The organism is Aliarcobacter butzleri (assembly GCF_900187115.1).
In the GTDB taxonomy this organism is placed as follows: Bacteria; Campylobacterota; Campylobacteria; order Campylobacterales; family Arcobacteraceae; genus Aliarcobacter; species Aliarcobacter butzleri.
On the sequence record NZ_LT906455.1, the window covers coordinates 760534 to 780928 of the forward strand.

A 20395-nucleotide genomic window follows, 5' to 3' on the forward strand; every position below is an offset into this window, starting at 1 on the left:
ATTTCTTATTTTATAAATAGGAAAGATGATGAAAAATCAAATTAAAAATTTCTTTTCAAACAATTTTGTTTATAAAGGAAAAGAAAAACTCTCGAAACTCACTATTTTATCTTTGATTATTTTAAATATTTTAGTTTTATTTATTCTTGATAAAGGAATAGATTTTCAAACAAGAGTTTTAAATAATCCAATGACAAAATTCCCATACGATTGTAGAGATATTTTTACTTACAATTTAAATGTAGATGACTTTAATAATTATATTTACAATGCTCAAAATTATAATTCAAAGTATCAAAATATTAAAGATTTGGAATTAGATAGTAGATGTAGCTTAATATTTGAAAAAATAAGTTTAATTAAAAATAATATAGATATTAAAAGTTTAAAAAAGAAAAACGATGAGTTATCAAATAAATCTTATGAATTAAATAATCAAATATCATATTTAAAAGAAAATTATAATACTTTATTATTTGAAAAAATCAGTAACCAAGAAGTAGATAAATCTATTGTTGAAGGTAATTTAACAGCACAAAATATCAAAGAAAAGTATGAAAATCTATTATTAGAATTAGAAGAAATAACTAAATTAAAAGATGATTTATCTAATAAATTTAAAGAAGAAAACTTAGTAAATGATTTAAGTTCTTACATAAATTCAAATAAAACTTCAGTATTAAATGATATTAAAAAAGTTGAAAAATATTATTCAATTAAATATGAATTTGTAATTTTATTATTTTTAATCCCTTTAGTTTTAATCTTCTTTTATCTAATGAAAAACTATTTAAAAAAAGATAAATATGTTTTATACATCATATATAAAAACATTTTAGTTGTTACTATGATACCAACTTTAATTTCTATTTTTAGTTTGATAAATATATTTATTCCAAAGATATTTTTAGAAAAACTTTTGATGTTTTTTTATAACTTAGAAGTGCCTTTTATTGTCTATTATTTTGCTATAGCAATTGCAATTTTATTATTCATTTTTATTATAATTAGAATACAAAAAAGATTTAAAGAAGAAAATGAAAAATTAAAAAATAATAAAATATCAATATATGATTCTTATAATAAAAACATTTGTAATATTTGTGGAAATAAAGTTGATTATATTTTTATGAATTATTGTCCTTGTTGTAAAAATCAGTTAAAAATTGAATGCAAAGTATGTAATAAACAAACTATAAGTGTATTAGATTTTTGTATGAATTGTGGAAATAACATTAAAGAGTAAGTTGCTCTTTAATGAAACTTAAAATATATCTTTTTTAGCTACTATTTTATATATTATTCCTTTTTATAAGGAAATAAATTTACTGTATTTTTAATCAAACTCCCATAATACTTGACATTTAACTCAAATTAAGTTATAATCCGCGTCCACTAAATGTGGTTAGGGTGTAATTTTACACATCTAACGAGTTCTTTAAAGGAAATTAAATGGAAAAAATCAGATTAAAGCTTAAAGCTTATGATCATAGAGTTTTAGACAGAAGTGTTGCTTCAATTGTTGAAGCCGTAAAAAGAACTGGTGCTGATTTGAGAGGTCCAATCCCTCTTCCAACAAAAATCAGAAGATACACAGTTATTAAAGGTCCTCACGTAAATAAAGATTCAAGAGAACAATTTGAAATCAGAGTTCATTCAAGAATTATTGATATCATAGTTGCAACTCCTGAAACAGTAGATTCATTAATGAAACTTGACTTAGCTCCTGAAGTTGATGTTGAAGTTAGATCAATGGGTCAAGAATAAAAGAAAGGGTAATACAAGATGGAATTTATAGTTCAAAAAATCGGTATGAGTAGAACAGTTTCTGTTCCAAGTACAGCTGTTACACTTTTAAGAGTTCTTGATACAAAAGTATGTGAAGTAACTGAAGGTGTAGCACTAGTTTCTTATAGCAATGGTAAAAAATTTAACAAAGCTATTGAAGGTCAACAAAAAAAATTCAACTTATCTAAAGAGTTTAATAGATTTGCAACAATTACTGTAGCAAATGCTGAAGCTGGTGATTTAGATGTTTCTGGATTAGGTGAAGCTAAAGTAGTAAAATCAACTTTTAAAACAAAAGGTAGAGGTTTCTCTGGTGCTGTTAAAAGATGGAATTTTGCTGGTGGTAGAGCATCTCATGGTCACAGAATGGGTAAAAGAACTGGTTCAATCGGTAACTGCGAATGGCCAGGAAGAGTTCAGCCAGGTAAAAAAATGCCAGGGCAATACGGAAATACAAATGTATCTGTAAAAAATGAAATTATTTCATTTGATGCTGAAACAGGAATTTTAGTTTTAAAAGGTTCAGTATCTGGTGCAAATGGTTCATTAGGAAAAATAAAGGTTGCTAAATGAGCAAAGCTATAGTATTAAATGAAAAATTTGAAAATAATGGTGAAGTAGTTTTACCAGCAAGTTATGAAGAGATTAACTCTCACAACTTATATTTATATGTAAAATCATATTTAGCTTCATTAAGAGCAAACACTGCAAGAGCTAAAACTAGAGCAGAAGTAAGCGGTGGTGGTAAAAAACCTAAAGCGCAAAAAGGTTCTGGAGCAGCTAGATGGGGTTCAAAAAGATCACCATTATTTGTTGGTGGAGGACAAGCATTTGGTCCTACAAAAAGAAACTATAACCAAAAAGTAAATAAAAAACAAAAAGCTTTAGCATTAAAATATGCTTTAAATGCACAAGCTAATAATGGTTCGTTATTTGTTGTTGATTCATTAAAAATTGAATCAGGTAAAACAAAAGAAGCAGTTGCAGTTTTAAGTAAAATAAATAAGAGAGATACATTAATAGTATGTGATGTTATTGATGAAAAAACTTATTTAGCATTTAGAAATATTAAAAACTGTTATATGGTTGAAAAGCAAGAAGTTAACGCTTATTTAATTGCTGTTTACCACTCAGTACTAATTGAAAAATCAGTACTTGATGCATTAACAAAAGAGGCTTAAGATGGCAGATATTACAGATATTAAAGCAATATTATATACAGAAAAAACAATTGAGCTTCAAGAAAATGGTGTAATCGTTGTTCAAACTAGTCCAAGAATGACTAAAAACGGTTTAAAAGAAGTATTTAAAGAGTATTTTGGTGTTACTCCATCAAAAGTTAATTCTTTGAGACAAGATGGTAAAGTTAAAAGATTTAGAGGAAAAATCGGTAAAAGAGCTGATTTCAAAAAATTCTATGTAACATTACCAGAGGGCGCAGCTATTGCGAACCTATCAGCTTAAGGAGTAAAAAATGGCAATTAAAAAATTTAGACCAATAACTCCTGCAAGAAGATTTATGTCTGTTATGGATACTTCTGATATTACTTCAAAACCAACAGTTAGATCTTTACTTGTAAAAGTAAAAGCAAGCGCTGGTAGAAATAATAACGGTAGAATTACATCTAGACACAAAGAAGCAGGTGCTAAAAAATTATATAGAATTATTGATTTCAAAAGAAATAAATTCGGTATTGAAGGTACAGTAGCAACTGTTGAATATGACCCATACAGAAACTGCAGAATTTGTCTTGTTTCTTATTTAGATGGTGATAAAAGATATATTATTCAACCTTCTGGATTAAAAGTTGGTGATAAAGTACAAGCTGCTGAATCAGGATTAGATATTTTACCTGGAAATGCAATGCAACTAAGTAATATTCCAGTTGGTACAATGGTTCATAACATTGAATTAAAACCTGGAAAAGGTGCTCAAATTGCTAGAGCTGCTGGTGGATATGCACAAATTATGGGTAGAGAAGATAAATATGTTATCTTAAGATTACCTTCTGGTGAAATGAGAAAAATTCTTGGTGTTTGTATGGCTACAGTTGGTGTAGTTGGAAATGAAGATTATACAAATATGGTTGTTGGTAAAGCTGGTAGAAGTAGACACCTTGGTATTAGACCTCAAACAAGAGGATCTGCGATGAACCCTATCGATCACCCACACGGTGGAGGGGAAGGTAAAACTAACTCTGGTAGACATCCTGTTACTCCATGGGGTATGCCAACTAAAGGTTATAAAACTAGAAAGAAAAAAGCTAGTGACAAACTAATCATTTCAAAAAGAAAGAAGTAAGGGTTTAAGATGGCAAGATCAATAAAAAAAGGACCATTTGTAGACGCACACCTAATGAAAAAAGTTCTTAGTGCAAATAGTGCTAATGATAAAAAACCAATTAAAACTTGGTCAAGAAGATCAACTGTATTACCAGAAATGATTGGAATAACTTTTAATGTGCACAATGGAAGAAACTTTGTTCCTGTATTAATTACAGAGAACCATGTTGGATATAAATTAGGTGAGTTTGCACCAACTAGAACATTTAAGGGCCATAAAGGTTCTGTTCAAAGAAAGGCATAAGAATGGCTAAAGCAATATTAAAATTTATTAGAGTTTCTCCTATTAAAGCAAGACTTATTGCAAGAGAAGTTCAAGGAATGAATGCAGAGTATGCTATTGCATCTTTACAATTTACTCCAAATAAAGCTGCTGGAATTATCTCTAAAGTTATCGCATCTGCTGTTGCAAATGCAGGTTTAGATCCAGTTGATGCAGTTATTACATCAGCTAGAGTAGATAAAGGACCAGTTTTAAAAAGATTTACTCCAAGAGCAAGAGGTTCAGCTTCACCAAAGCATAAACCAACTGCACATATTATGATTGAAGTAGCTGCTGCAACTAAAGGAGACAAATAATGGGTCAAAAAGTTAATCCAATTGGACTAAGATTAGGTATTAATAGAAACTGGGAATCAAGATGGTTTCCTAAATTTGAAACTATGCCTGCAAACGTTGCAGAAGATGACAAAATCAGAAAGTATGTAAAAAAAGAGTTATACTATGCTGGAATTGCTCAAACTGTTGTTGAAAGAACTGCTAAAAAAGTAAGAGTTACAGTTGTTGCTGCTAGACCTGGTATTATTATCGGTAAAAAAGGTGCAGATGTTGAAAAACTTAAAGATGCACTTTCAAAATTAGTTGGTAAAGAAATCGCTGTTAACATCAAAGAAGAAAGAAAACCACAAATTTCTGCTCAATTATCTGCTGAAAATGTTGCTCAACAATTAGAAAGAAGAGTTGCATTCAGAAGAGCTATGAAAAGAGTTATGCAAAATGCATTAAAAGGTGGAGCAAAAGGTATTAAAGTATCTGTTTCTGGAAGACTTGGTGGTGCTGAAATGGCAAGAACTGAGTGGTATTTAGAAGGAAGAGTTCCATTACATACTTTAAGAGCAAGAATTGATTATGGTTTTGCTGAAGCTCATACAACTTATGGTTGTATTGGTATTAAAGTTTGGATTTTTAAAGGTGAAGTATTAGCAAAAGGTATTCCTACTGAAAAAGCTGAAGAAACAACTTCTAAACCAAAAAGAAGACCAGCAAAGAAAAGAGGTAAATAATTATGTTAATGCCTAAAAGAACTAAATTTAGAAAAATGATGAAAGGACGAAATAGAGGTATGGCTCATAGAGGTAACTCTTTAGCGTACGGAGATTTCGGAATTAAAGCTGTTGAGCATGGAAGAATCGATTCAAGACAAATTGAAGCGTCAAGAATTGCTATGACAAGAAAAGTAAAAAGACAAGCTAAAGTTTGGATTATGGTATTCCCAGACAAACCACTTACTGCTAAACCATTAGAAACAAGAATGGGTAAAGGTAAAGGTTCAGTTGATAAATGGGTTATGAACATTAAGCCTGGAAGAATTTGTTTTGAGATGGCAGGTGTTGGTGAAGAATTAGCAAGAGAAGCTTTAGCTTTAGCTATGCACAAATTACCATTCAAAACTAAAATTGTAACAAGAGATAGCGAAAATGAACTATACTGATTTAAAAGACAAAAACTTGAATGAATTACAAGTATTATTAAAAGAGAAAAAGGTGCTTCTTTTTGAATTAAAAGCTAAGCTAAAAACTATGCAGTTAACTAACACTTCTGAATTAAGAGCAACAAAAAAAGATATTGCAAAAATTCAAACAGCTTTAACTGCTGTAAAAGCTAACTAAGGATCTAAGTATGACACATAAAAGAGAGATTCAAGGTGTAGTGGTAAAAAAATCAGGTGATAAAACTGCTTCTGTATTAGTTACAAGATCTGTTTTACACCCAAAATATCACAAAACGGTAAAAAGATTTAAAAAATATTTAATTCATGATGAAAAAAATGAGTTAAATGTTGGTGATAGTGTTATCGCTATTGAGTGTAGACCATTGTCAAAGACTAAATCTTTTAGATTAAAGACGATAGTTGCTACAGGAGTTAAATAATGATTCAAAGTTTTACAAGATTAAATGTAGCTGACAACACAGGTGCTAAAGAGATTATGTGTATCAAAGTTTTAGGTGGTTCTAAAAGAAGATACGCAACTGTTGGTGATGTTATTGTTGCTTCAGTTAAAAAAGCTCTACCAACTGGAAAAATTAAAAAAGGTCAAGTTGTAAAAGCTGTTGTTGTTAGAACTCATAAAGAAGTTCAAAGAGAAAATGGTTCATTAATTAGATTTGATGATAATGCAGCTGTTATTCTTGATGCAAAAAGAGAACCAGTTGGAACAAGAATTTTTGGACCAGTTGCTAGGGAAGTTAGATATTCAGGTTTCATGAAAATCGTTTCACTTGCACCGGAGGTATTATAATGGCAATTAAATTAAAAATTAAAAAAGGTGATACTGTAAAAATCATCGCTGGTGATGATAAAGGTAAAACTGGAGAAGTTTTAGCTGTATTACCAAAAGAAAAAAAAGTAATCGTTAAAGATTGCAAAGTTGCTAAAAAAACTGTTAAACCTGATCAAGAAAAAAATCCAGAAGGTGGATTTGTAAACAAAGAAATGCCAATTGATATTTCAAATGTAGCAAAAGTAGAAGGTGAGTAAAATGGCATCAAGATTATTTGAAAAATATAAATCAGAAATTAAACCAGTTTTAGAAACTGAATTTCCAAAAAATAAAACTTTAACAGCAAAATTAGAGAAAGTAGTTATCTCTGTTGGTGCTGGTGAAGCTATGAAAGATTCTAAATTAATTCAAAATATTGAAGATACAATTTCTTTAATTGCTGGTCAAAAAGCTGTTAAAGTTATTGCTAAAAAATCAGTAGCTGGATTTAAAGTAAGAGAAGGTATGCCAGTTGGTGTTAAAGTTACTTTAAGAGGTGAACAAATGTATCATTTCTTAGATAAACTATGCAATGTTGCATTACCAAGAGTTAAAGACTTTAGAGGTCTTAATAAAAATGGATTTGATGGTAGAGGAAACTTTAACTTTGGACTAGATGAGCAATTAATGTTCCCTGAAGTAGTTTATGATAACATCATTAAAACACACGGTATGAATATTTCAATTGCTACTAGTGCAACTAATGATGCTGAAGCATACAGATTATTAGAATTAGTAGGAATTCCATTTACAAAAGGAAGAGCGTAATGGCAAAGAAATCTATGATCGCTAAACAACAAAGAACACCTAAGTTTGCTGTAAGAGCATACACAAGATGTTCTGTTTGTGGAAGACCTCACTCTGTTTATAGAGATTTTGGTTTATGTAGAGTTTGTTTAAGAAAAATGGCTAACGAAGGTTTATTACCAGGTGTTAGAAAAGCTAGTTGGTAGGAGATATAAGCTATGATGAATGATATAATCGCAGATGCTTTAACTAGAATTAGAAATGCTGCAATGAGAAGATTAGAAGTTGCAACATTATTACACTCAAATACAGTAGTAGGTGTTTTAAACGTTTTATTACAAAAAGAGTATATTGCTGGATTCAAAGTTATTGACGGTCAAAACAATAAAAAAACAATTCAAGTTGAATTAAAATATGATGATAATGAGAAATCAGTAATTAATGAAATAACAAGAGTTTCTAAACCAGGAAGAAGAGTTTATAAAAGTGCTTCTGAAATTAAAAACTTTAAAAATGGGTACGGTACTATTATCGTTTCAACTAACAAAGGTGTTATTGCTAATGATGAAGCATATGCAGCTAATGTTGGTGGTGAAGTACTTTGTACTGTATGGTAGGAGAGTGTAATGTCAAGAATTGGTAAAAAACCTATCACAATTCCAGCAGGAATTGAAGTAACAGTAAATGGAACACTAATTAGTGTAAAAAAAGGAAACAATGTTTCTACTGTTGAAACTCATGGAAGAGTTGGTATTGAAGTTGCAAATGGACAAGTTATATTAACTAGAAATGGTGATACAAAAGAGTCTTCTGCATTTTGGGGAACTTATAGAGCATTAACTGCAAACGCAATTAATGGTTTACACGAAGGATTCACTAAATCTTTAGAAATCAACGGGGTTGGATATAGAGCAACATTAAAAGGTGATATTTTAGAGTTAGCATTAGGTTACTCTCATCCAATCAACTATGAAATCCCAAAAGGATTAGAAATCACTGTTGAAAAAAATATAGTTAGTGTAAAAGGTGCGGACAAACAACAAGTTGGTCAGGCTGCTGCAATTATTAGAGGCTTTAGAAAACCAGAACCTTACAAAGGTAAAGGTGTTAAATATACTGATGAGAAAATCATCAGAAAAGCCGGAAAAACTTCTAAGAAGTAAGGTGTAACTATGAGTAGAGAAAAAGATTTAGCAAAAAAAGTTGCTTTAAGAATCAAAAGAAAAAAAAGAGTTAGAGGTAACATTTTTGGTACGGCTGAAAAACCAAGAGTATCAATTTTTAAATCTAACAGATACGTTAGTGCACAAGCTATTAATGATGTTGAAGGTGTAACTTTAGCAGCAGTTAGCTCTAAAACTATGGGTTTAAATGTAAATAAAGAAAATGCTGGAAAAGTTGCAGCACAACTTGCAGAAAATCTAAAAGCAGCTGGTATTGAATCAGTAGTTTATGATAGAAACGGTTATCTTTATCATGGTGTTGTAGCAGCATTTGCCGACGGATTAAGAGCAAATGGTATTAAATTATAAGGGTTAATGATGGCAGTAAATAGAGAAGACTTTCAAGAAGCAATCGTTAAGATCGGTAGAGTAACAAAAGTTGTAAAAGGTGGAAGAAGATTCAGATTTACAGCTTTAGTTGTTGTTGGAGATAAAAACGGTACAGTAGGATTTGGAACAGGTAAAGCAAAAGAGGTTCCTGATGCAATTAAAAAAGCGTTAGATGATGCGTTTAAAAGCTTAGTTACTGTTTCTATTAAAGGAACTACAATAGCACATGATATTGAACATAAATATAATGCAAGTAAAATTTTATTAAGACCAGCATCTGAGGGTACTGGGCTAATCGCTGGAGGAGCTGCTAGACCTGTTCTTGAGCTTTCTGGTGTTAAAGATATTATTGCAAAATCTTTAGGTTCAAATAATCCTAACAACCTTGTACAAGCTACTGTTGAAGCACTAGCTAAGATAAAAGGATAAGATATGGTATTAGATAACTTACAACCAGCTGCTGGTAGTACAAAAAACGTAAAAAGAATCGGTAGAGGTCAAGGAAGCGGTACAGGTAAAACTGCTGGAAAAGGTAACAAAGGTCAAAAAGCAAGATCTGGTTATAACGTAAAAAGAGGGTTTGAAGGTGGTCAACAACCATTAGCTAGAAGACTTCCAAAAATTGGATTTACTTCAAGAACAGTAAAACCTTATTCAATTAATGTTGATAGAATAACTCAAATTTCAACTTTAGATGAAATTACATTAGATTCAATTAAATCTGTGTATAAATTATCAAAATCTGTTGAAAAAGTTAAATTAATTGGAACAACTGCAAAAAATTTAGTAGCTAAGATTAAAGACGAAAACGTTACAACTACTGGAAAATAATTATGAGTAAAGATCTAATAAATAAGATTCTTATTACATTAGGCTTTATTTTTCTTTACAGACTACTGGCATATGTGCCAGTACCTGGAGTTAATATAGATGTAGTTAAAGAATTTTTTGACTCAAATGCACATAATGCATTAGGTCTTGTAAATATGTTTAGTGGAAATGCAGTTGAAAGACTAAGTATTATTTCACTAGGAATTATGCCTTACATTACTGCTTCTATTATTATGGAACTTCTAGCAGCAACTTTCCCAGCACTTGGTAAAATGAAAAAAGAAAGAGATGGTATGCAAAAATATATGCAAATCATCAGATATACAACTATCGTAATCACATTAATTCAATCAATTGGTGTTTCTGTTGGTCTTAATTCATTAACTGGACAAGGTGGACAAGGTGCAATTTCTATTGATATGAATACTTTTATTGCAGTTTCTGCAATTTCAATGTTAACTGGAACTATGCTTTTAATGTGGATTGGTGAACAAATCACTCAAAAAGGTATAGGAAATGGTATTTCATTAATTATCTTTGCTGGTATCGTTTCAGCAATTCCTGGTGCTATTGGTGGAACAATTGACTTAGTAAATAATGGTCAAATGAACTTCTTAACAGTAATTGGAATTTTAGTTGTTATTTTAACAACAGTTGGAGCTATTATTTATGTTGAATTAGGTGAGAGAAGAGTTCCTGTTTCATATTCTAGAAAAGTTATGATGCAGAATCAAAAAAGAAGAGTTATGAATTATATTCCTATTAAAGTAAATTTAAGTGGAGTAATTCCTGCAATTTTTGCAAGTGCTATTTTGATGTTCCCTGCAACAGTTTTACAAGGAAGTCAAAATAAATATCTAGTTATGATTGCTGATTATCTTAATCCAAATTCATATACATTTAATTTATTTATGTTTTTATTTGTTGTTTTCTTTGCATTTTTCTATGCTTCAATAACATTTAATGCAAAAGATATTTCAGAAAATTTAAAAAAACAAGGTGGATTTATTCCAGGTGTTAGACCAGGAGCAAGTACAGCTGATTTCTTAAATGAAGTTGCAGGTAGATTGACTTTTTGGGGTGCAATTTACATGGGACTAATTTCGACATTGCCTTGGCTTATCGTAAAAGCTATGGGAGTACCTTTTTATTTTGGAGGGGTTTCTGTTTTAATCGTTGTTCAAGTTGCAATTGATACTATGAGAAAAATAGAAGCACAACAATATATGAATAAATATCAAACATTAAGTGCAGTTGGGCTTTAAAATGGCAATTCCATTGAGAAAACCAAATGAGATTGAAAAACTTCGTGTAGCAAATGTTGCTGTTGCAAAAACATTAAACTATTTAAGAGATAATGTAAAAGCAGGAATGACTTTAAAAGAAGTTGATGCAATGGGAGAAAAGTTTATAAGAGATTTAGGTGCAAGACCTGCATTTAAAGGTTTATATGGTTTTCCTAATGCTATTTGTACTTCTTTAAATGAAGTTATAATACACGGAATTCCAAGTGATGTTGTCTTAAAAGAAGGTGATATCCTTGGACTTGATATTGGTACAGAGGTTGACGGTTGGTATGGTGATAGTGCTATTACTATGCCAATTGGTAAAATTTCAAAAGAAGATGAAGCTTTAATTGCTTGTTCGAAAGACTCTTTATATTATGCAATTGATATTATAAGAGAAGGCATGAGATTTAAAGAGTTATCTAAAAAAATCGAAGACTTTATTGTTGCTCGAGGATATCAACCACTAGTTAGATTTTGTGGTCATGGTATTGGTAAAAAACCACATGAAGAGCCAGAAATTCCAAATTATTTAGAAAATGGAGATACAAAATCTGGACCAAAAATTAAAAATGGAATGGTATTTTGTATAGAACCAATGATTTGTTGTAAAGACAGAAATCCTGTTATTCTAAAAAATGGTTGGGATGTTGTCTCAGCTGATGGTTTAAGAGGTAGTCATTATGAACATACAGTTGCTGTTATTGATGGTAGAGCTGTTATTTTAAGTAATTCGGAAAATTAAGGGGAAAATGTGGCAAAAGATGATGTAATCGTAGTTGATGGTAAAGTAATAGAAGCTTTGCCTAATGCAATGTTTCGAGTAGAGTTAGATAATGGGCATGTAGTTTTATGTCATATCTCAGGAAAAATGAGAATGCACTACATTAAAATTTTACCTAACGATACTGTAAAAGTAGAAATTACACCTTATTCATTAGATAAAGGTAGAATTACTCACAGATACAAATAGTATCTAAAATTTAAATAAGGATTTATTCCTTATTTAATCTTCTAAACTACATAAATTGTACTAAAGTAATATTTTTGTAGAATCACGTATGACAAAATCAGTTAAGAATCAAGTTTTAAGATATTTATATAATTTAAAATCATTTGGATTTTCATACCATGAATCTTTTGATATTTTTTCTAAAGAGATAAAAAATTTCAAATTACCAAATGACATAAAAGAGTTGAAAAATAGTGTAGAACACTGTTATTTATGTGAACTTTGTAAGGTAAGAAAAAATGTTCTTTTTGGATATGGGAATATAAATTCAAAAATTATGTTTATTTGTGATGAACCTACAAAAAGCGAAGATGAATTAGGCTCTTTTTATGTTGGAAATAGTGGTGAACTATTATCTAAAATGATAGAAAATGTGCTAAATATTAAAAAAGAGGATGTTTATATAACTACTTTGGTAAAATGTAAAAGCTTAAATGGGGCTACAAATTCAAGTTTTGATACTTGTAACGATTATTTACTCAAACAAATTGAATTAATCAAACCTAAATTAATAGTTAGTTTAGGTGAAAAAACTTATTCTTATTTAATGAAAAATGGTGATAATTTTTTTCAAATTAGAGGTAAAATGCTAAATTTTAATTCAATTGCATTAATAGCAGTATATTCACCAACATTTTTATTAAGAAATCCTTCTTTAAAAAAAGATGCTTATTATGATATGTTAAAAATTAAAAGTTTTATGGAGGAGTTAAATTGAAACAATTATTGACTTTATTATTTGTTGCATTTGTTTTTTTAGGTTGTAATCAAAAACAAGTAGTACAACTAAAAATGCCAAATCAAAATAAAAGTGTTCCTACAAAAGTTAAAGAAGACAAAACAACTGTTGTTGAAGAGTTTATTTCGAATGATTCTATAATTAAAGAGGAAGTTATTGATAATAGCAATAATGGAAGTATGAATACAGTGCAACCTCAAGCTGATGAAGAAACAGTTGCACAACAAAGTATTAATATAAATATAGATGAAACAAGAGCTAATGTTAAATTAGCTTTTGTTTATCCATCAACTTTAGTTTCAAAATATGCAAAAAGTTCTTTAAGTACTATTTCTGGTTATTTATCATATAAACAAGCAAACTATAATTTAATTGTGGTTGATAGCAAAAATGAGAGTTATGAGAATATAAATAATGCTTTTTCTAAGTTAAAAGAAGAGGGTGTTACAAAAGTTATAGCTTTATTTACTCCAAATGCTTTAAATAATTTAAATAAAATTGTAACAGATGATTTTAAAGTTTATTTGCCATTGATTGAAAAAAAGGATAGTTTAGAAAATAATGATAATTTAATTTTTGGTTCTATCTCTTATGATGATCAACTTAAAAAATTAAGTTATTATTCAAATGGAAAAAATAGTACATTTTACCAAGAGACATATTTAGGAACTAAATTAAAAAATAGTTATGATTTTGTTATTGGAAACTCTAATTTAAGAAAAGAGATAAGTAACGATGAAAAAAATTTTAAAAATATAGTAAATGATTCAAGATTGAGAAATTCATCACTATTTTTAAATACAGATTTAGTTAAAAGCTCTTTGATTTTATCTCAAATGACAGTTTATGAGATAAATCCAAATACTATTTTAGCAACTCAAATTTTATTTGACCCAATGCTTATGGTATTAACGCAAGAAAGGGATAGACAAAATTTAATTATTGCAAATTCTATTGGTAATGTTGATTCAAAATTAAAAGATGAAATAGCAACAGTGGGTGGAAATATAACTTTTGAATGGGTTGATTACTCAACATTAGTTGGAACAAACTACTTGTTTTCAAATGGTAATTCATCTTTGATTTCAACAAAAATAGAGAATAATCAAGCAGTTTATACTCCAAGATTATTTAAAAGCACAGACATAGGCTTTTTAGAAATTAAGTAGAAATTAGGTAAAATCGCGAATTATTTAGAAAAGGAAGTTGAAATTGAGAACACATTATTGTACAGATGTTACTGAAAAACTTATTGGTCAAACTGTTACTGTTGCTGGTTGGGTAAATAGTAGACGGGACCATGGTGGAATTATATTTATAGATTTAAGAGATAAAAGTGGATTAGTTCAATTAGTTGCCGATCCACAAGATTGTAAAGATGCTTTAGCTATTGCAGAAACTGTTAGAGATGAGTTTGTTTTAATAGCAACAGGAAAAGTGCGAGCAAGAGGAGAAGGATTAGAAAATCCAAATTTAATTACAGGAAAAATTGAAATAATTTTAGAAAACCTTGTAATTGAAAATAGATCAAGACCAATGCCTTTTGATATAAATGATGAAAAAGTAAATGATGAAATAAAATTGAGAAATAGATTTTTAGAATTAAGAAGCAAAAAATCATTTGATATTTTCCAATTAAGAAGTAAAGCAACTATTCAAGCAAGAAATACACTTGATGAATTAGGTTTTTTAGATGTTGAAACTCCAATTTTAACAAAATCTACTCCAGAAGGAGCAAGAGATTATTTAGTTCCTTCAAGAGTTCATGCTGGTGAATTTTATGCACTTCCTCAATCACCACAATTATTTAAACAACTTTTAATGGTTGCAGGATTTGATAAGTACTTCCAAATAGCAAAATGTTTTAGAGATGAAGATTTAAGAGCAGATAGACAACCTGAGTTTACACAAATAGATGTTGAAATGTCATTTTGTAATCAAGAAGATGTTATAAAAGTTGCTGAAAAATTAATCTATGATATTTTTACAAAATGTGGAAAAAATGTTCCTTCAACATTTAGAAGAATGAAATATAGTGAAGCTATGGAAAAATATGGTTCTGATAAACCAGATTTAAGATTTGATATGCCTCTTGTTGATGTTATTGATATTTTTGCGAACTCAACAAATGAAATTTTTGCTGAAATTGCAAAAGATAAAAAGAATAATAGAATAAAAGCTTTAAAATGTAAAAATGGAGATAACATCTTCTCAAAAAGACAAATGAAAAGCTTTGAAGATTATGTAAGAAAATTTGGAGCTAAAGGTTTAGGTTATTTCCAAATGAAAGAAGATGGATTAAAAGGTCCATTAACTAAATTCTTTAGTGAAGCTGATTTAGAAGAGATTATCAAAGTTACAGAACTTGAAGTTGGTGATGTTGTATTCTTTGGCGCAGGAGCTAAAAAAGTAGTTTGGGATTATATGGGAAGATTTAGATTGTTCTTAGCAAATGAGATGAATATTGTTCCAAAAGATGCTTATGAATTTTTATGGGTTATTGATTTCCCAATGTTTGAAGTTGAAGATGGAAGAACTAAAGCACTTCACCATCCATTTACAATGCCAAATGTTGAAAAATATGATTTAGATAATATTGAAGATTTAGAAGAGATTGAATCAATAGCTTATGATATTGTTTTAAATGGAACAGAACTTGGTGGTGGAAGTATAAGAATCCACAAAGAAGAGATTCAATCAAAAGTATTTAAACTAATGGGAATTAGCCAAGAAGAAGCAAAAGAGAAATTTGGATTCTTACTTGACGCACTTTCTTATGGTGCTCCAAGTCATGGTGGTTTTGCATTAGGATTAGATAGAATGATTATGCTTTTAGCTGGAACTGATTCAATCAGAGATGTTATAGCATTCCCTAAAACTCAAAAAGCTCAATGTTTACTAACTCAAGCTCCTTCAGCTGTTGATGAAGAACAATTAAAAGAGTTAAGTATAAGAATAAGAAAAACAGTAGTAGATAGCTAATTTTAGCTACTACTAAACCTTTTTTAAACTCCTAAAATCTCAAGAATTCTCCAAAAGTATATTTTATATACACTTGTATAAATAAAAAAATTAACCAAAGTTATATAATTTTCTATATTTAATAAGTATTAGGAAATTATATGTTAAACGAAACTATAAGTTATAAAGGTATAACTATAAAAAGAGAGTTATATCCAATTATAAAATATATTGAAGATGTAGATAAATATAAAGACGAATTGGGAACTTTAAGTTCTTCTTGGGATATGTTAGCACTTTTAGGACAACTTGGTGATATAAACATAGATATAGGAAAAACAAAAGAGAACTTTTTAAATCTAACTTCAACTTTATTAAATCACTTAAGTTTTCAACAAATAAAAAAAGTAACTCAAGAGATGAGATTTAAGTCACAAGTTACTATTGATGTATTGATTAGAAACTTATTTGAAAGAACAGCTGATATAGGATTTTTAGCAACCGATGATGATATTAGACTATTTTTAGAAAACTTTGTGTCAAAATATGATGAAAATAGTCTAGTTATAAAACAAGAAATTCAAAAAAAATTCAAAGAATATGTCTCAAAATATTCTGTCTATTTTGATATTGTTTTATTTGATGTTCATGGAAAAATAGTTGTAAGATTGAATGAAGATATAAATTTAGAAAAAGTTGATACTTCATTTATTCAAAAAGTTTTAAATACAAGTGATGATTACATCGAAAGTTATAAATATCATGATTTCCTTCCTCAATATAAAAAATCATTAGTTTATTCATATAAAGTAACAAAATCAAATGATTCAGGAAGCAAAGATTTAGGAGTTTTAGCTCTTTGTTTTAGATTTACAGATGAAATGAATGCAATTTTTGGAAATTTAGTAGATACTAAAAATAAAGAGTGTTTAACAATACTAGATGAAGATGGTTATGTAATAGCAAGTAGTGATAAAGAACATATAAATTTAGGAGTAAAACTTCCTATAGTTTTAAATGAAAACTATAAAATTGTATCTTATGCAGGACGAGACTATATTGCTAAAACTTGTGAGACAAATGGTTATCAAGGGTTTTATGGGCTTAAGTGGTATGGACATATTATGATACCTCTTGAATATGCTTTTTTAAGTGATGAACTTAATAGTTTGGTTGTTGATGAAAATATTATAAATTCTATGATGGAGAATGAACAACATTTTTCAAAAGAGTTAAAAGAAGTTTTTTATAATAGTAAAACAATTCAAGATAACTTAATAAGAGTTATTTGGAATGGTAATATTGTTCAAAGTAAATTAAACTCAACAAATAGAGAGTTTTCAAGAGCTTTATTAAATGAAATAGGTATTACAGGAAATAAAGCAAATTCTTCTTTGGATAATTTAAATCAAACTATTATCTCATCTATACTAAAGGATTGTGAATTTTTATCTTCACTTGCTATTGATATTATGGATAGAAATCTTTATGAAAGAGCAAATGATTGTAGATGGTGGGCTTTAAACTCTTATTTTAAAGAAGCTTTAGATGATTATTCAACTATTAGTGAAAAAAAAGAAGAAATAAGTTCTATTTTAAAATATATAAATGATTTATATACAGTCTATTCAAATCTAATAATTTTTGACAAAAATGGAAAAATTATTGCTGTTTCAAATGAAAAAGAGCAGTATCTTATTGGAAAAATTTTAACTCAAGATTGGATAGAAAAAACTTTAACTTTAAAAGATACTTCAAAATATTGTGTTTCAAAATTTGAGAAAACAAATCTTTATGAAAATGAATCAACTTATATATATTGTAGTGCGATACGTTCTTTTAAAGATGATAATGATGTTGTAGGAGGAATTGCTATTGTTTTTGATTCTTCTGCACAATTTTATACAATGCTTGATGAGATTTTACCAAAAGATATTTATGGAAATAAACAAAAAGGAGTTTATGCTTTTTTCACTGATAAAAATAAACAAATTATCGCTACAACAAGTACAAACTTTGAAGTAAATTCATATTTGGATATTGATGACTCATTTTTTAAATTGAAAAATGGTCAAAACTTAAGTCGTATTATAGAGTTTCGTGGGAATTATTATGCTGTTGGAGTAAAATGTTCAAGTGGATATAGAGAGTATAAAAGTGCAGTTGATGATTATAAAAATGATGTTTTATCTTTTGTATTTATACTTATTGGAAAAGCAAATTCAAATGTTATTTTATCTCACTCAAAAACAAAATTTTTAACTTCTCAAAAAAGAGAATTTATAGGAGAAACTATTGAATTAGCAACTTTTTATTTAGGTAAAAGATTGCTTGCAGTAAATTCAAAAAATGTAATAGAATCTATTGGAATAGAAGAACTTCAAGAATCAATAGAAATGGATAAGAAAAATCACTTTAAAGGAATGGTTTTACATAAAAATAAACTAATTTCTGTTTTAGATATAAGAGACTTTGTAAATGAAGAGATAGAAGATGGAACTCTTAAAAATATAATATTAGTAGAATATGATAAAGATAATGTTGAACATTGTGTGGGGCTTTTAGTATCATCACTTGAAACTATTTGTACAGTTGAAGAAAAATCAATTCAACATATTCAAAATCACTTTTTAGGAAGTGGAACATTGATTGAAAGTCTTGTAGATATAAAAGATAGTGAAGATTCAAAAATTGCAATGCTTTTAAATATTAAAAAGTTAGATGATAACTTCACAAAAAGGGTTTAAATCGTATCATAAAATCTATTTGGGTATTATATTAGTAATATATATTTAAAAAGAAGATAGATGAGTAAATTAAATAAATTTTTGCCTACAACAAAAGAAGAGATGAAACAACGAGGTTGGGATGAACTTGATGTTGTTTTAATAACAGGTGATGCTTATATAGATTCACCTTTTATGGGAATTGCTGTTGTTGGAAGAATTTTAGAAGATATTGGACTTCGTGTAGGTATTATTGGGCAACCAGATGTTAATAGTGATGTAGATGTAAAACGACTTGGTGAACCTAAACTTTTTTGGGGAGTAAGTGGTGGAAGTATAGATTCTATGGTTTCAAACTATACTGCAAGTAAAAAATTTAGAAATGATGATGATTATACTCCTGGTGGAAAAAACAATAAAAGACCTGATCGTGCAACTTTAGTTTATACAAATCTTATAAGAAGATATTTTAAAAATACAGTTCCAATAGTTTTAGGTGGAATTGAAGCTTCCTTGCGAAGACTTACTCACTATGATTATTGGTCAAATAGTCTTAGAAAACCAATTTTATTTGATTCAAAAGCTGATTATATGGTTTATGGTATGGCAGAACAAGCTATTATTGATTTAGGAACATATTTAAAAGAGGGAAAAGATGTACGAACAATAGCAGGGCTTTGTTATATTTCAAAAGAGCCTAAAGATGATTATATTCAAATTCCTTCTCATAAAGAGTGTTTAACAAATAAAGAAAAATATATAGACCTTTTTAGAACTTTTTATGATAATAATGACCCAATATATTCAAAAGGACTTTGCCAAGAAGTTGATGGAAGATATCTAATACAAAATCCACCTAGTAGGCATATGGAAGAAGAGGAAATGGATAAAATAGCATCTTTCCCATATCAAAGAGATGCTCATCCGTATCATGCAAAAGATGGAAAAGTTAAATGCTTAGAAACTATCAAATTTTCAATTATGACTCATCATGGATGTTGGGGAGAGTGTAACTTCTGTGCAATTGCAGCTCATCAAGGAAGAACTATACGAACACGAAGTGAACAAAATATTTTAGCAGAAGCAAAACACTTTGTCAGCATGAAAGATTTTAAAGGAATTATTTCAGATGTTGGTGGACCAACAGCTAATATGTATGGATATGAGTGTAAGAAAAAAATAAATCTTGGAACTTGTATAGATAATAAAAGATGTGTTGATGCGCATAGACTTTGCCGAACTATGAAAGTTGACCATAATAGAAATATACAACTTTTAAAAGATATTAGAAAAGTTCCAGGAATAAAAAAAGCCTTTGTAGCTTCAGGTGTTAGATATGATTTGATAACTGCTGATAAAAACCATGGAAAAGAGTATTTAAAAGAGATGATAGACCATCATATTTCAGGTCAAATGAAAGTAGCCCCTGAACACACAAATGATGAGGTTTTACATCATATGGGAAAACCAGGAAAACAAACACTGATTGATTTTAAAAAGATGTATGATGATTTAAATAAAGAGAGTGGTAAAAAACAATATCTAACTTATTATTTGATTGCTGCACATCCAGGCTGTGAAGAGAAACATATGCACGAGTTAAAACAGTTTACAACTCATGAACTTAAAATGAATCCAGAACAAGCTCAAATCTTTACTCCAACTCCTGGAACTTACTCTGCTGTTATGTATTACACAGAACTTGATCCATTTACGAAGAAAAAAATATTTGTAGAAAAAGACCCAAGAAGAAAAGAGAGACAAAAAGAGATTGTAATAGCAAAAAAACAATTTGCTGGAAATAATAAAAAAAGTTTTAGCTCTGGAATGCAAGGATAAAAAGGGATAAACTCCCTTTTTAATAAAGAA

The 20395-nt window shown here is 28.9% G+C and carries 29 protein-coding genes; all 29 read left to right on the forward strand.

Annotated features, from left to right (window positions below):
- Positions 1-28: 28 nt before the first annotated feature.
- The 29 genes from CKV87_RS03755 (at position 29) to CKV87_RS03895 (ending at position 20365) form a co-directional block, all read left to right on the forward strand.
- Positions 29-1246: a hypothetical protein gene (locus CKV87_RS03755; RefSeq protein ID WP_041644899.1), complete on the forward strand. Its 1218-nt coding sequence runs from the start codon at positions 29-31 to the stop codon at positions 1244-1246.
- A 206-nt stretch (positions 1247-1452) separates the two neighbouring features.
- Positions 1453-1767 (forward strand): 30S ribosomal protein S10, encoded by a 315-nt coding sequence (gene rpsJ, locus CKV87_RS03760; RefSeq protein ID WP_004510819.1) that lies wholly within the window; start codon positions 1453-1455, stop codon positions 1765-1767.
- 18 nt (positions 1768-1785) lie between these two features.
- Positions 1786-2361 carry a 50S ribosomal protein L3 gene (rplC, locus tag CKV87_RS03765; RefSeq protein ID WP_004510820.1) on the forward strand — a complete coding sequence of 192 codons (576 nt, stop codon included), beginning with the start codon at positions 1786-1788 and terminating at the stop codon, positions 2359-2361.
- Positions 2358-2969 carry a 50S ribosomal protein L4 gene (gene rplD / locus CKV87_RS03770; RefSeq protein ID WP_004510821.1) on the forward strand — a complete coding sequence of 204 codons (612 nt, stop codon included), beginning with the start codon at positions 2358-2360 and terminating at the stop codon, positions 2967-2969. The genes rplC and rplD overlap by 4 nt, the downstream gene beginning before the upstream one ends.
- Before the next feature lies 1 nt (position 2970).
- The gene (locus CKV87_RS03775) at positions 2971-3252 is read left to right on the forward strand and encodes a 50S ribosomal protein L23 (protein ID WP_004510822.1); all 282 of its coding nucleotides are present in this window, start codon (positions 2971-2973) and stop codon (positions 3250-3252) included.
- A gap of 10 nt (positions 3253-3262) precedes the next feature.
- On the forward strand, positions 3263-4090 hold the full coding sequence (gene rplB / locus CKV87_RS03780) for a 50S ribosomal protein L2 (RefSeq protein WP_004510823.1): 828 nt from the start codon (positions 3263-3265) through the stop codon (positions 4088-4090).
- A gap of 9 nt (positions 4091-4099) precedes the next feature.
- Positions 4100-4375, forward strand: coding sequence for a 30S ribosomal protein S19 (gene rpsS / locus CKV87_RS03785; protein ID WP_004510824.1), 276 nt, complete (start codon positions 4100-4102; stop codon positions 4373-4375).
- Between the two features lie 2 nt (positions 4376-4377).
- Positions 4378-4710, forward strand: coding sequence for a 50S ribosomal protein L22 (rplV, locus tag CKV87_RS03790; protein ID WP_004510825.1), 333 nt, complete (start codon positions 4378-4380; stop codon positions 4708-4710).
- Complete coding sequence (gene rpsC / locus CKV87_RS03795) at positions 4710-5414, forward strand: 30S ribosomal protein S3 (RefSeq protein ID WP_004510826.1); 705 nt, start codon at positions 4710-4712, stop codon at positions 5412-5414. Before rplV ends, rpsC begins: the two co-directional genes overlap by 1 nt.
- Before the next feature lie 2 nt (positions 5415-5416).
- Positions 5417-5842 carry a 50S ribosomal protein L16 gene (gene rplP / locus CKV87_RS03800; RefSeq protein WP_004510827.1) on the forward strand — a complete coding sequence of 142 codons (426 nt, stop codon included), beginning with the start codon at positions 5417-5419 and terminating at the stop codon, positions 5840-5842.
- Positions 5829-6020 (forward strand): 50S ribosomal protein L29, encoded by a 192-nt coding sequence (rpmC, locus tag CKV87_RS03805; RefSeq protein ID WP_004510828.1) that lies wholly within the window; start codon positions 5829-5831, stop codon positions 6018-6020. The genes rplP and rpmC overlap by 14 nt, the downstream gene beginning before the upstream one ends.
- Positions 6021-6030: 10 nt before the next feature.
- Positions 6031-6282 (forward strand): 30S ribosomal protein S17, encoded by a 252-nt coding sequence (gene rpsQ / locus CKV87_RS03810; protein WP_012012513.1) that lies wholly within the window; start codon positions 6031-6033, stop codon positions 6280-6282.
- Positions 6282-6650, forward strand: coding sequence for a 50S ribosomal protein L14 (gene rplN, locus CKV87_RS03815; protein WP_004510830.1), 369 nt, complete (start codon positions 6282-6284; stop codon positions 6648-6650). Before rpsQ ends, rplN begins: the two co-directional genes overlap by 1 nt.
- Positions 6650-6889, forward strand: coding sequence for a 50S ribosomal protein L24 (rplX, locus tag CKV87_RS03820; protein ID WP_004510831.1), 240 nt, complete (start codon positions 6650-6652; stop codon positions 6887-6889). Before rplN ends, rplX begins: the two co-directional genes overlap by 1 nt.
- Before the next feature lies 1 nt (position 6890).
- Positions 6891-7439, forward strand: coding sequence for a 50S ribosomal protein L5 (gene rplE, locus CKV87_RS03825; protein ID WP_034226929.1), 549 nt, complete (start codon positions 6891-6893; stop codon positions 7437-7439).
- A complete protein-coding gene (locus tag CKV87_RS03830; RefSeq protein ID WP_004510833.1) occupies positions 7439-7624 on the forward strand; it encodes a type Z 30S ribosomal protein S14 in 186 nt (61 codons plus the stop codon). Before rplE ends, CKV87_RS03830 begins: the two co-directional genes overlap by 1 nt.
- Before the next feature lie 12 nt (positions 7625-7636).
- The gene (gene rpsH, locus CKV87_RS03835) at positions 7637-8035 is read left to right on the forward strand and encodes a 30S ribosomal protein S8 (protein WP_004510834.1); all 399 of its coding nucleotides are present in this window, start codon (positions 7637-7639) and stop codon (positions 8033-8035) included.
- Positions 8036-8044: 9 nt separating this feature from the next.
- The gene (gene rplF / locus CKV87_RS03840; protein WP_004510835.1) at positions 8045-8581 is read left to right on the forward strand and encodes a 50S ribosomal protein L6; all 537 of its coding nucleotides are present in this window, start codon (positions 8045-8047) and stop codon (positions 8579-8581) included.
- Positions 8582-8590: 9 nt separating this feature from the next.
- Entirely contained in the window at positions 8591-8950 is a 360-nt protein-coding gene (rplR, locus tag CKV87_RS03845) for a 50S ribosomal protein L18 (RefSeq protein WP_004510836.1), read from the forward strand.
- Between the two features lie 9 nt (positions 8951-8959).
- Positions 8960-9400 (forward strand): 30S ribosomal protein S5, encoded by a 441-nt coding sequence (gene rpsE, locus CKV87_RS03850; protein WP_012012514.1) that lies wholly within the window; start codon positions 8960-8962, stop codon positions 9398-9400.
- Between the two features lie 3 nt (positions 9401-9403).
- Positions 9404-9802, forward strand: coding sequence for a 50S ribosomal protein L15 (gene rplO, locus CKV87_RS03855; RefSeq protein WP_004510838.1), 399 nt, complete (start codon positions 9404-9406; stop codon positions 9800-9802).
- 2 nt (positions 9803-9804) lie between these two features.
- Positions 9805-11067 (forward strand): preprotein translocase subunit SecY, encoded by a 1263-nt coding sequence (secY, locus tag CKV87_RS03860; protein WP_012012515.1) that lies wholly within the window; start codon positions 9805-9807, stop codon positions 11065-11067.
- A 1-nt stretch (position 11068) separates the two neighbouring features.
- On the forward strand, positions 11069-11833 hold the full coding sequence (gene map, locus CKV87_RS03865; protein ID WP_004510840.1) for a type I methionyl aminopeptidase: 765 nt from the start codon (positions 11069-11071) through the stop codon (positions 11831-11833).
- Between the two features lie 9 nt (positions 11834-11842).
- The gene (gene infA, locus CKV87_RS03870) at positions 11843-12061 is read left to right on the forward strand and encodes a translation initiation factor IF-1 (protein WP_004510841.1); all 219 of its coding nucleotides are present in this window, start codon (positions 11843-11845) and stop codon (positions 12059-12061) included.
- 88 nt (positions 12062-12149) lie between these two features.
- On the forward strand, positions 12150-12818 hold the full coding sequence (locus CKV87_RS03875) for a uracil-DNA glycosylase (RefSeq protein ID WP_012012516.1): 669 nt from the start codon (positions 12150-12152) through the stop codon (positions 12816-12818).
- Positions 12815-14008, forward strand: coding sequence for a hypothetical protein (locus CKV87_RS03880; RefSeq protein ID WP_012012517.1), 1194 nt, complete (start codon positions 12815-12817; stop codon positions 14006-14008). The genes CKV87_RS03875 and CKV87_RS03880 overlap by 4 nt, the downstream gene beginning before the upstream one ends.
- 43 nt (positions 14009-14051) lie before the next feature.
- Entirely contained in the window at positions 14052-15821 is a 1770-nt protein-coding gene (gene aspS / locus CKV87_RS03885; protein ID WP_012012518.1) for an aspartate--tRNA ligase, read from the forward strand.
- 140 nt (positions 15822-15961) lie between these two features.
- Positions 15962-18547 carry a chemotaxis protein CheW gene (locus CKV87_RS03890; RefSeq protein ID WP_012012519.1) on the forward strand — a complete coding sequence of 862 codons (2586 nt, stop codon included), beginning with the start codon at positions 15962-15964 and terminating at the stop codon, positions 18545-18547.
- Positions 18548-18607: 60 nt separating this feature from the next.
- Positions 18608-20365, forward strand: a complete 1758-nt coding sequence (locus CKV87_RS03895) for a YgiQ family radical SAM protein (protein ID WP_012012520.1) — start codon at positions 18608-18610, stop codon at positions 20363-20365.
- Positions 20366-20395 lie beyond the last annotated feature (30 nt).

Excerpts from the sequence above, each read along its gene's own strand:
- CKV87_RS03755 (WP_041644899.1), top strand. The coding sequence starts at position 29 with ATGAAAAATCAAATTAAAAATTTCTTTTCAAACAATTTTGTTTATAAA.
- rpsJ (WP_004510819.1), top strand. The coding sequence starts at position 1,453 with ATGGAAAAAATCAGATTAAAGCTTAAAGCTTATGATCATAGAGTTTTA.
- rplC (WP_004510820.1), top strand. The coding sequence starts at position 1,786 with ATGGAATTTATAGTTCAAAAAATCGGTATGAGTAGAACAGTTTCTGTT.
- rplD (WP_004510821.1), top strand. The coding sequence starts at position 2,358 with ATGAGCAAAGCTATAGTATTAAATGAAAAATTTGAAAATAATGGTGAA.
- CKV87_RS03775 (WP_004510822.1), top strand. The coding sequence starts at position 2,971 with ATGGCAGATATTACAGATATTAAAGCAATATTATATACAGAAAAAACA.
- rplB (WP_004510823.1), top strand. The coding sequence starts at position 3,263 with ATGGCAATTAAAAAATTTAGACCAATAACTCCTGCAAGAAGATTTATG.
- rpsS (WP_004510824.1), top strand. The coding sequence starts at position 4,100 with ATGGCAAGATCAATAAAAAAAGGACCATTTGTAGACGCACACCTAATG.
- rplV (WP_004510825.1), top strand. The coding sequence starts at position 4,378 with ATGGCTAAAGCAATATTAAAATTTATTAGAGTTTCTCCTATTAAAGCA.
- rpsC (WP_004510826.1), top strand. The coding sequence starts at position 4,710 with ATGGGTCAAAAAGTTAATCCAATTGGACTAAGATTAGGTATTAATAGA.
- rplP (WP_004510827.1), top strand. The coding sequence starts at position 5,417 with ATGTTAATGCCTAAAAGAACTAAATTTAGAAAAATGATGAAAGGACGA.
- rpmC (WP_004510828.1), top strand. The coding sequence starts at position 5,829 with ATGAACTATACTGATTTAAAAGACAAAAACTTGAATGAATTACAAGTA.
- rpsQ (WP_012012513.1), top strand. The coding sequence starts at position 6,031 with ATGACACATAAAAGAGAGATTCAAGGTGTAGTGGTAAAAAAATCAGGT.
- rplN (WP_004510830.1), top strand. The coding sequence starts at position 6,282 with ATGATTCAAAGTTTTACAAGATTAAATGTAGCTGACAACACAGGTGCT.
- rplX (WP_004510831.1), top strand. The coding sequence starts at position 6,650 with ATGGCAATTAAATTAAAAATTAAAAAAGGTGATACTGTAAAAATCATC.
- rplE (WP_034226929.1), top strand. The coding sequence starts at position 6,891 with ATGGCATCAAGATTATTTGAAAAATATAAATCAGAAATTAAACCAGTT.
- CKV87_RS03830 (WP_004510833.1), top strand. The coding sequence starts at position 7,439 with ATGGCAAAGAAATCTATGATCGCTAAACAACAAAGAACACCTAAGTTT.
- rpsH (WP_004510834.1), top strand. The coding sequence starts at position 7,637 with ATGATGAATGATATAATCGCAGATGCTTTAACTAGAATTAGAAATGCT.
- rplF (WP_004510835.1), top strand. The coding sequence starts at position 8,045 with ATGTCAAGAATTGGTAAAAAACCTATCACAATTCCAGCAGGAATTGAA.
- rplR (WP_004510836.1), top strand. The coding sequence starts at position 8,591 with ATGAGTAGAGAAAAAGATTTAGCAAAAAAAGTTGCTTTAAGAATCAAA.
- rpsE (WP_012012514.1), top strand. The coding sequence starts at position 8,960 with ATGGCAGTAAATAGAGAAGACTTTCAAGAAGCAATCGTTAAGATCGGT.
- rplO (WP_004510838.1), top strand. The coding sequence starts at position 9,404 with ATGGTATTAGATAACTTACAACCAGCTGCTGGTAGTACAAAAAACGTA.
- secY (WP_012012515.1), top strand. The coding sequence starts at position 9,805 with ATGAGTAAAGATCTAATAAATAAGATTCTTATTACATTAGGCTTTATT.
- map (WP_004510840.1), top strand. The coding sequence starts at position 11,069 with ATGGCAATTCCATTGAGAAAACCAAATGAGATTGAAAAACTTCGTGTA.
- CKV87_RS03875 (WP_012012516.1), top strand. The coding sequence starts at position 12,150 with ATGACAAAATCAGTTAAGAATCAAGTTTTAAGATATTTATATAATTTA.
- CKV87_RS03890 (WP_012012519.1), top strand. The coding sequence starts at position 15,962 with ATGTTAAACGAAACTATAAGTTATAAAGGTATAACTATAAAAAGAGAG.
- CKV87_RS03895 (WP_012012520.1), top strand. The coding sequence starts at position 18,608 with ATGAGTAAATTAAATAAATTTTTGCCTACAACAAAAGAAGAGATGAAA.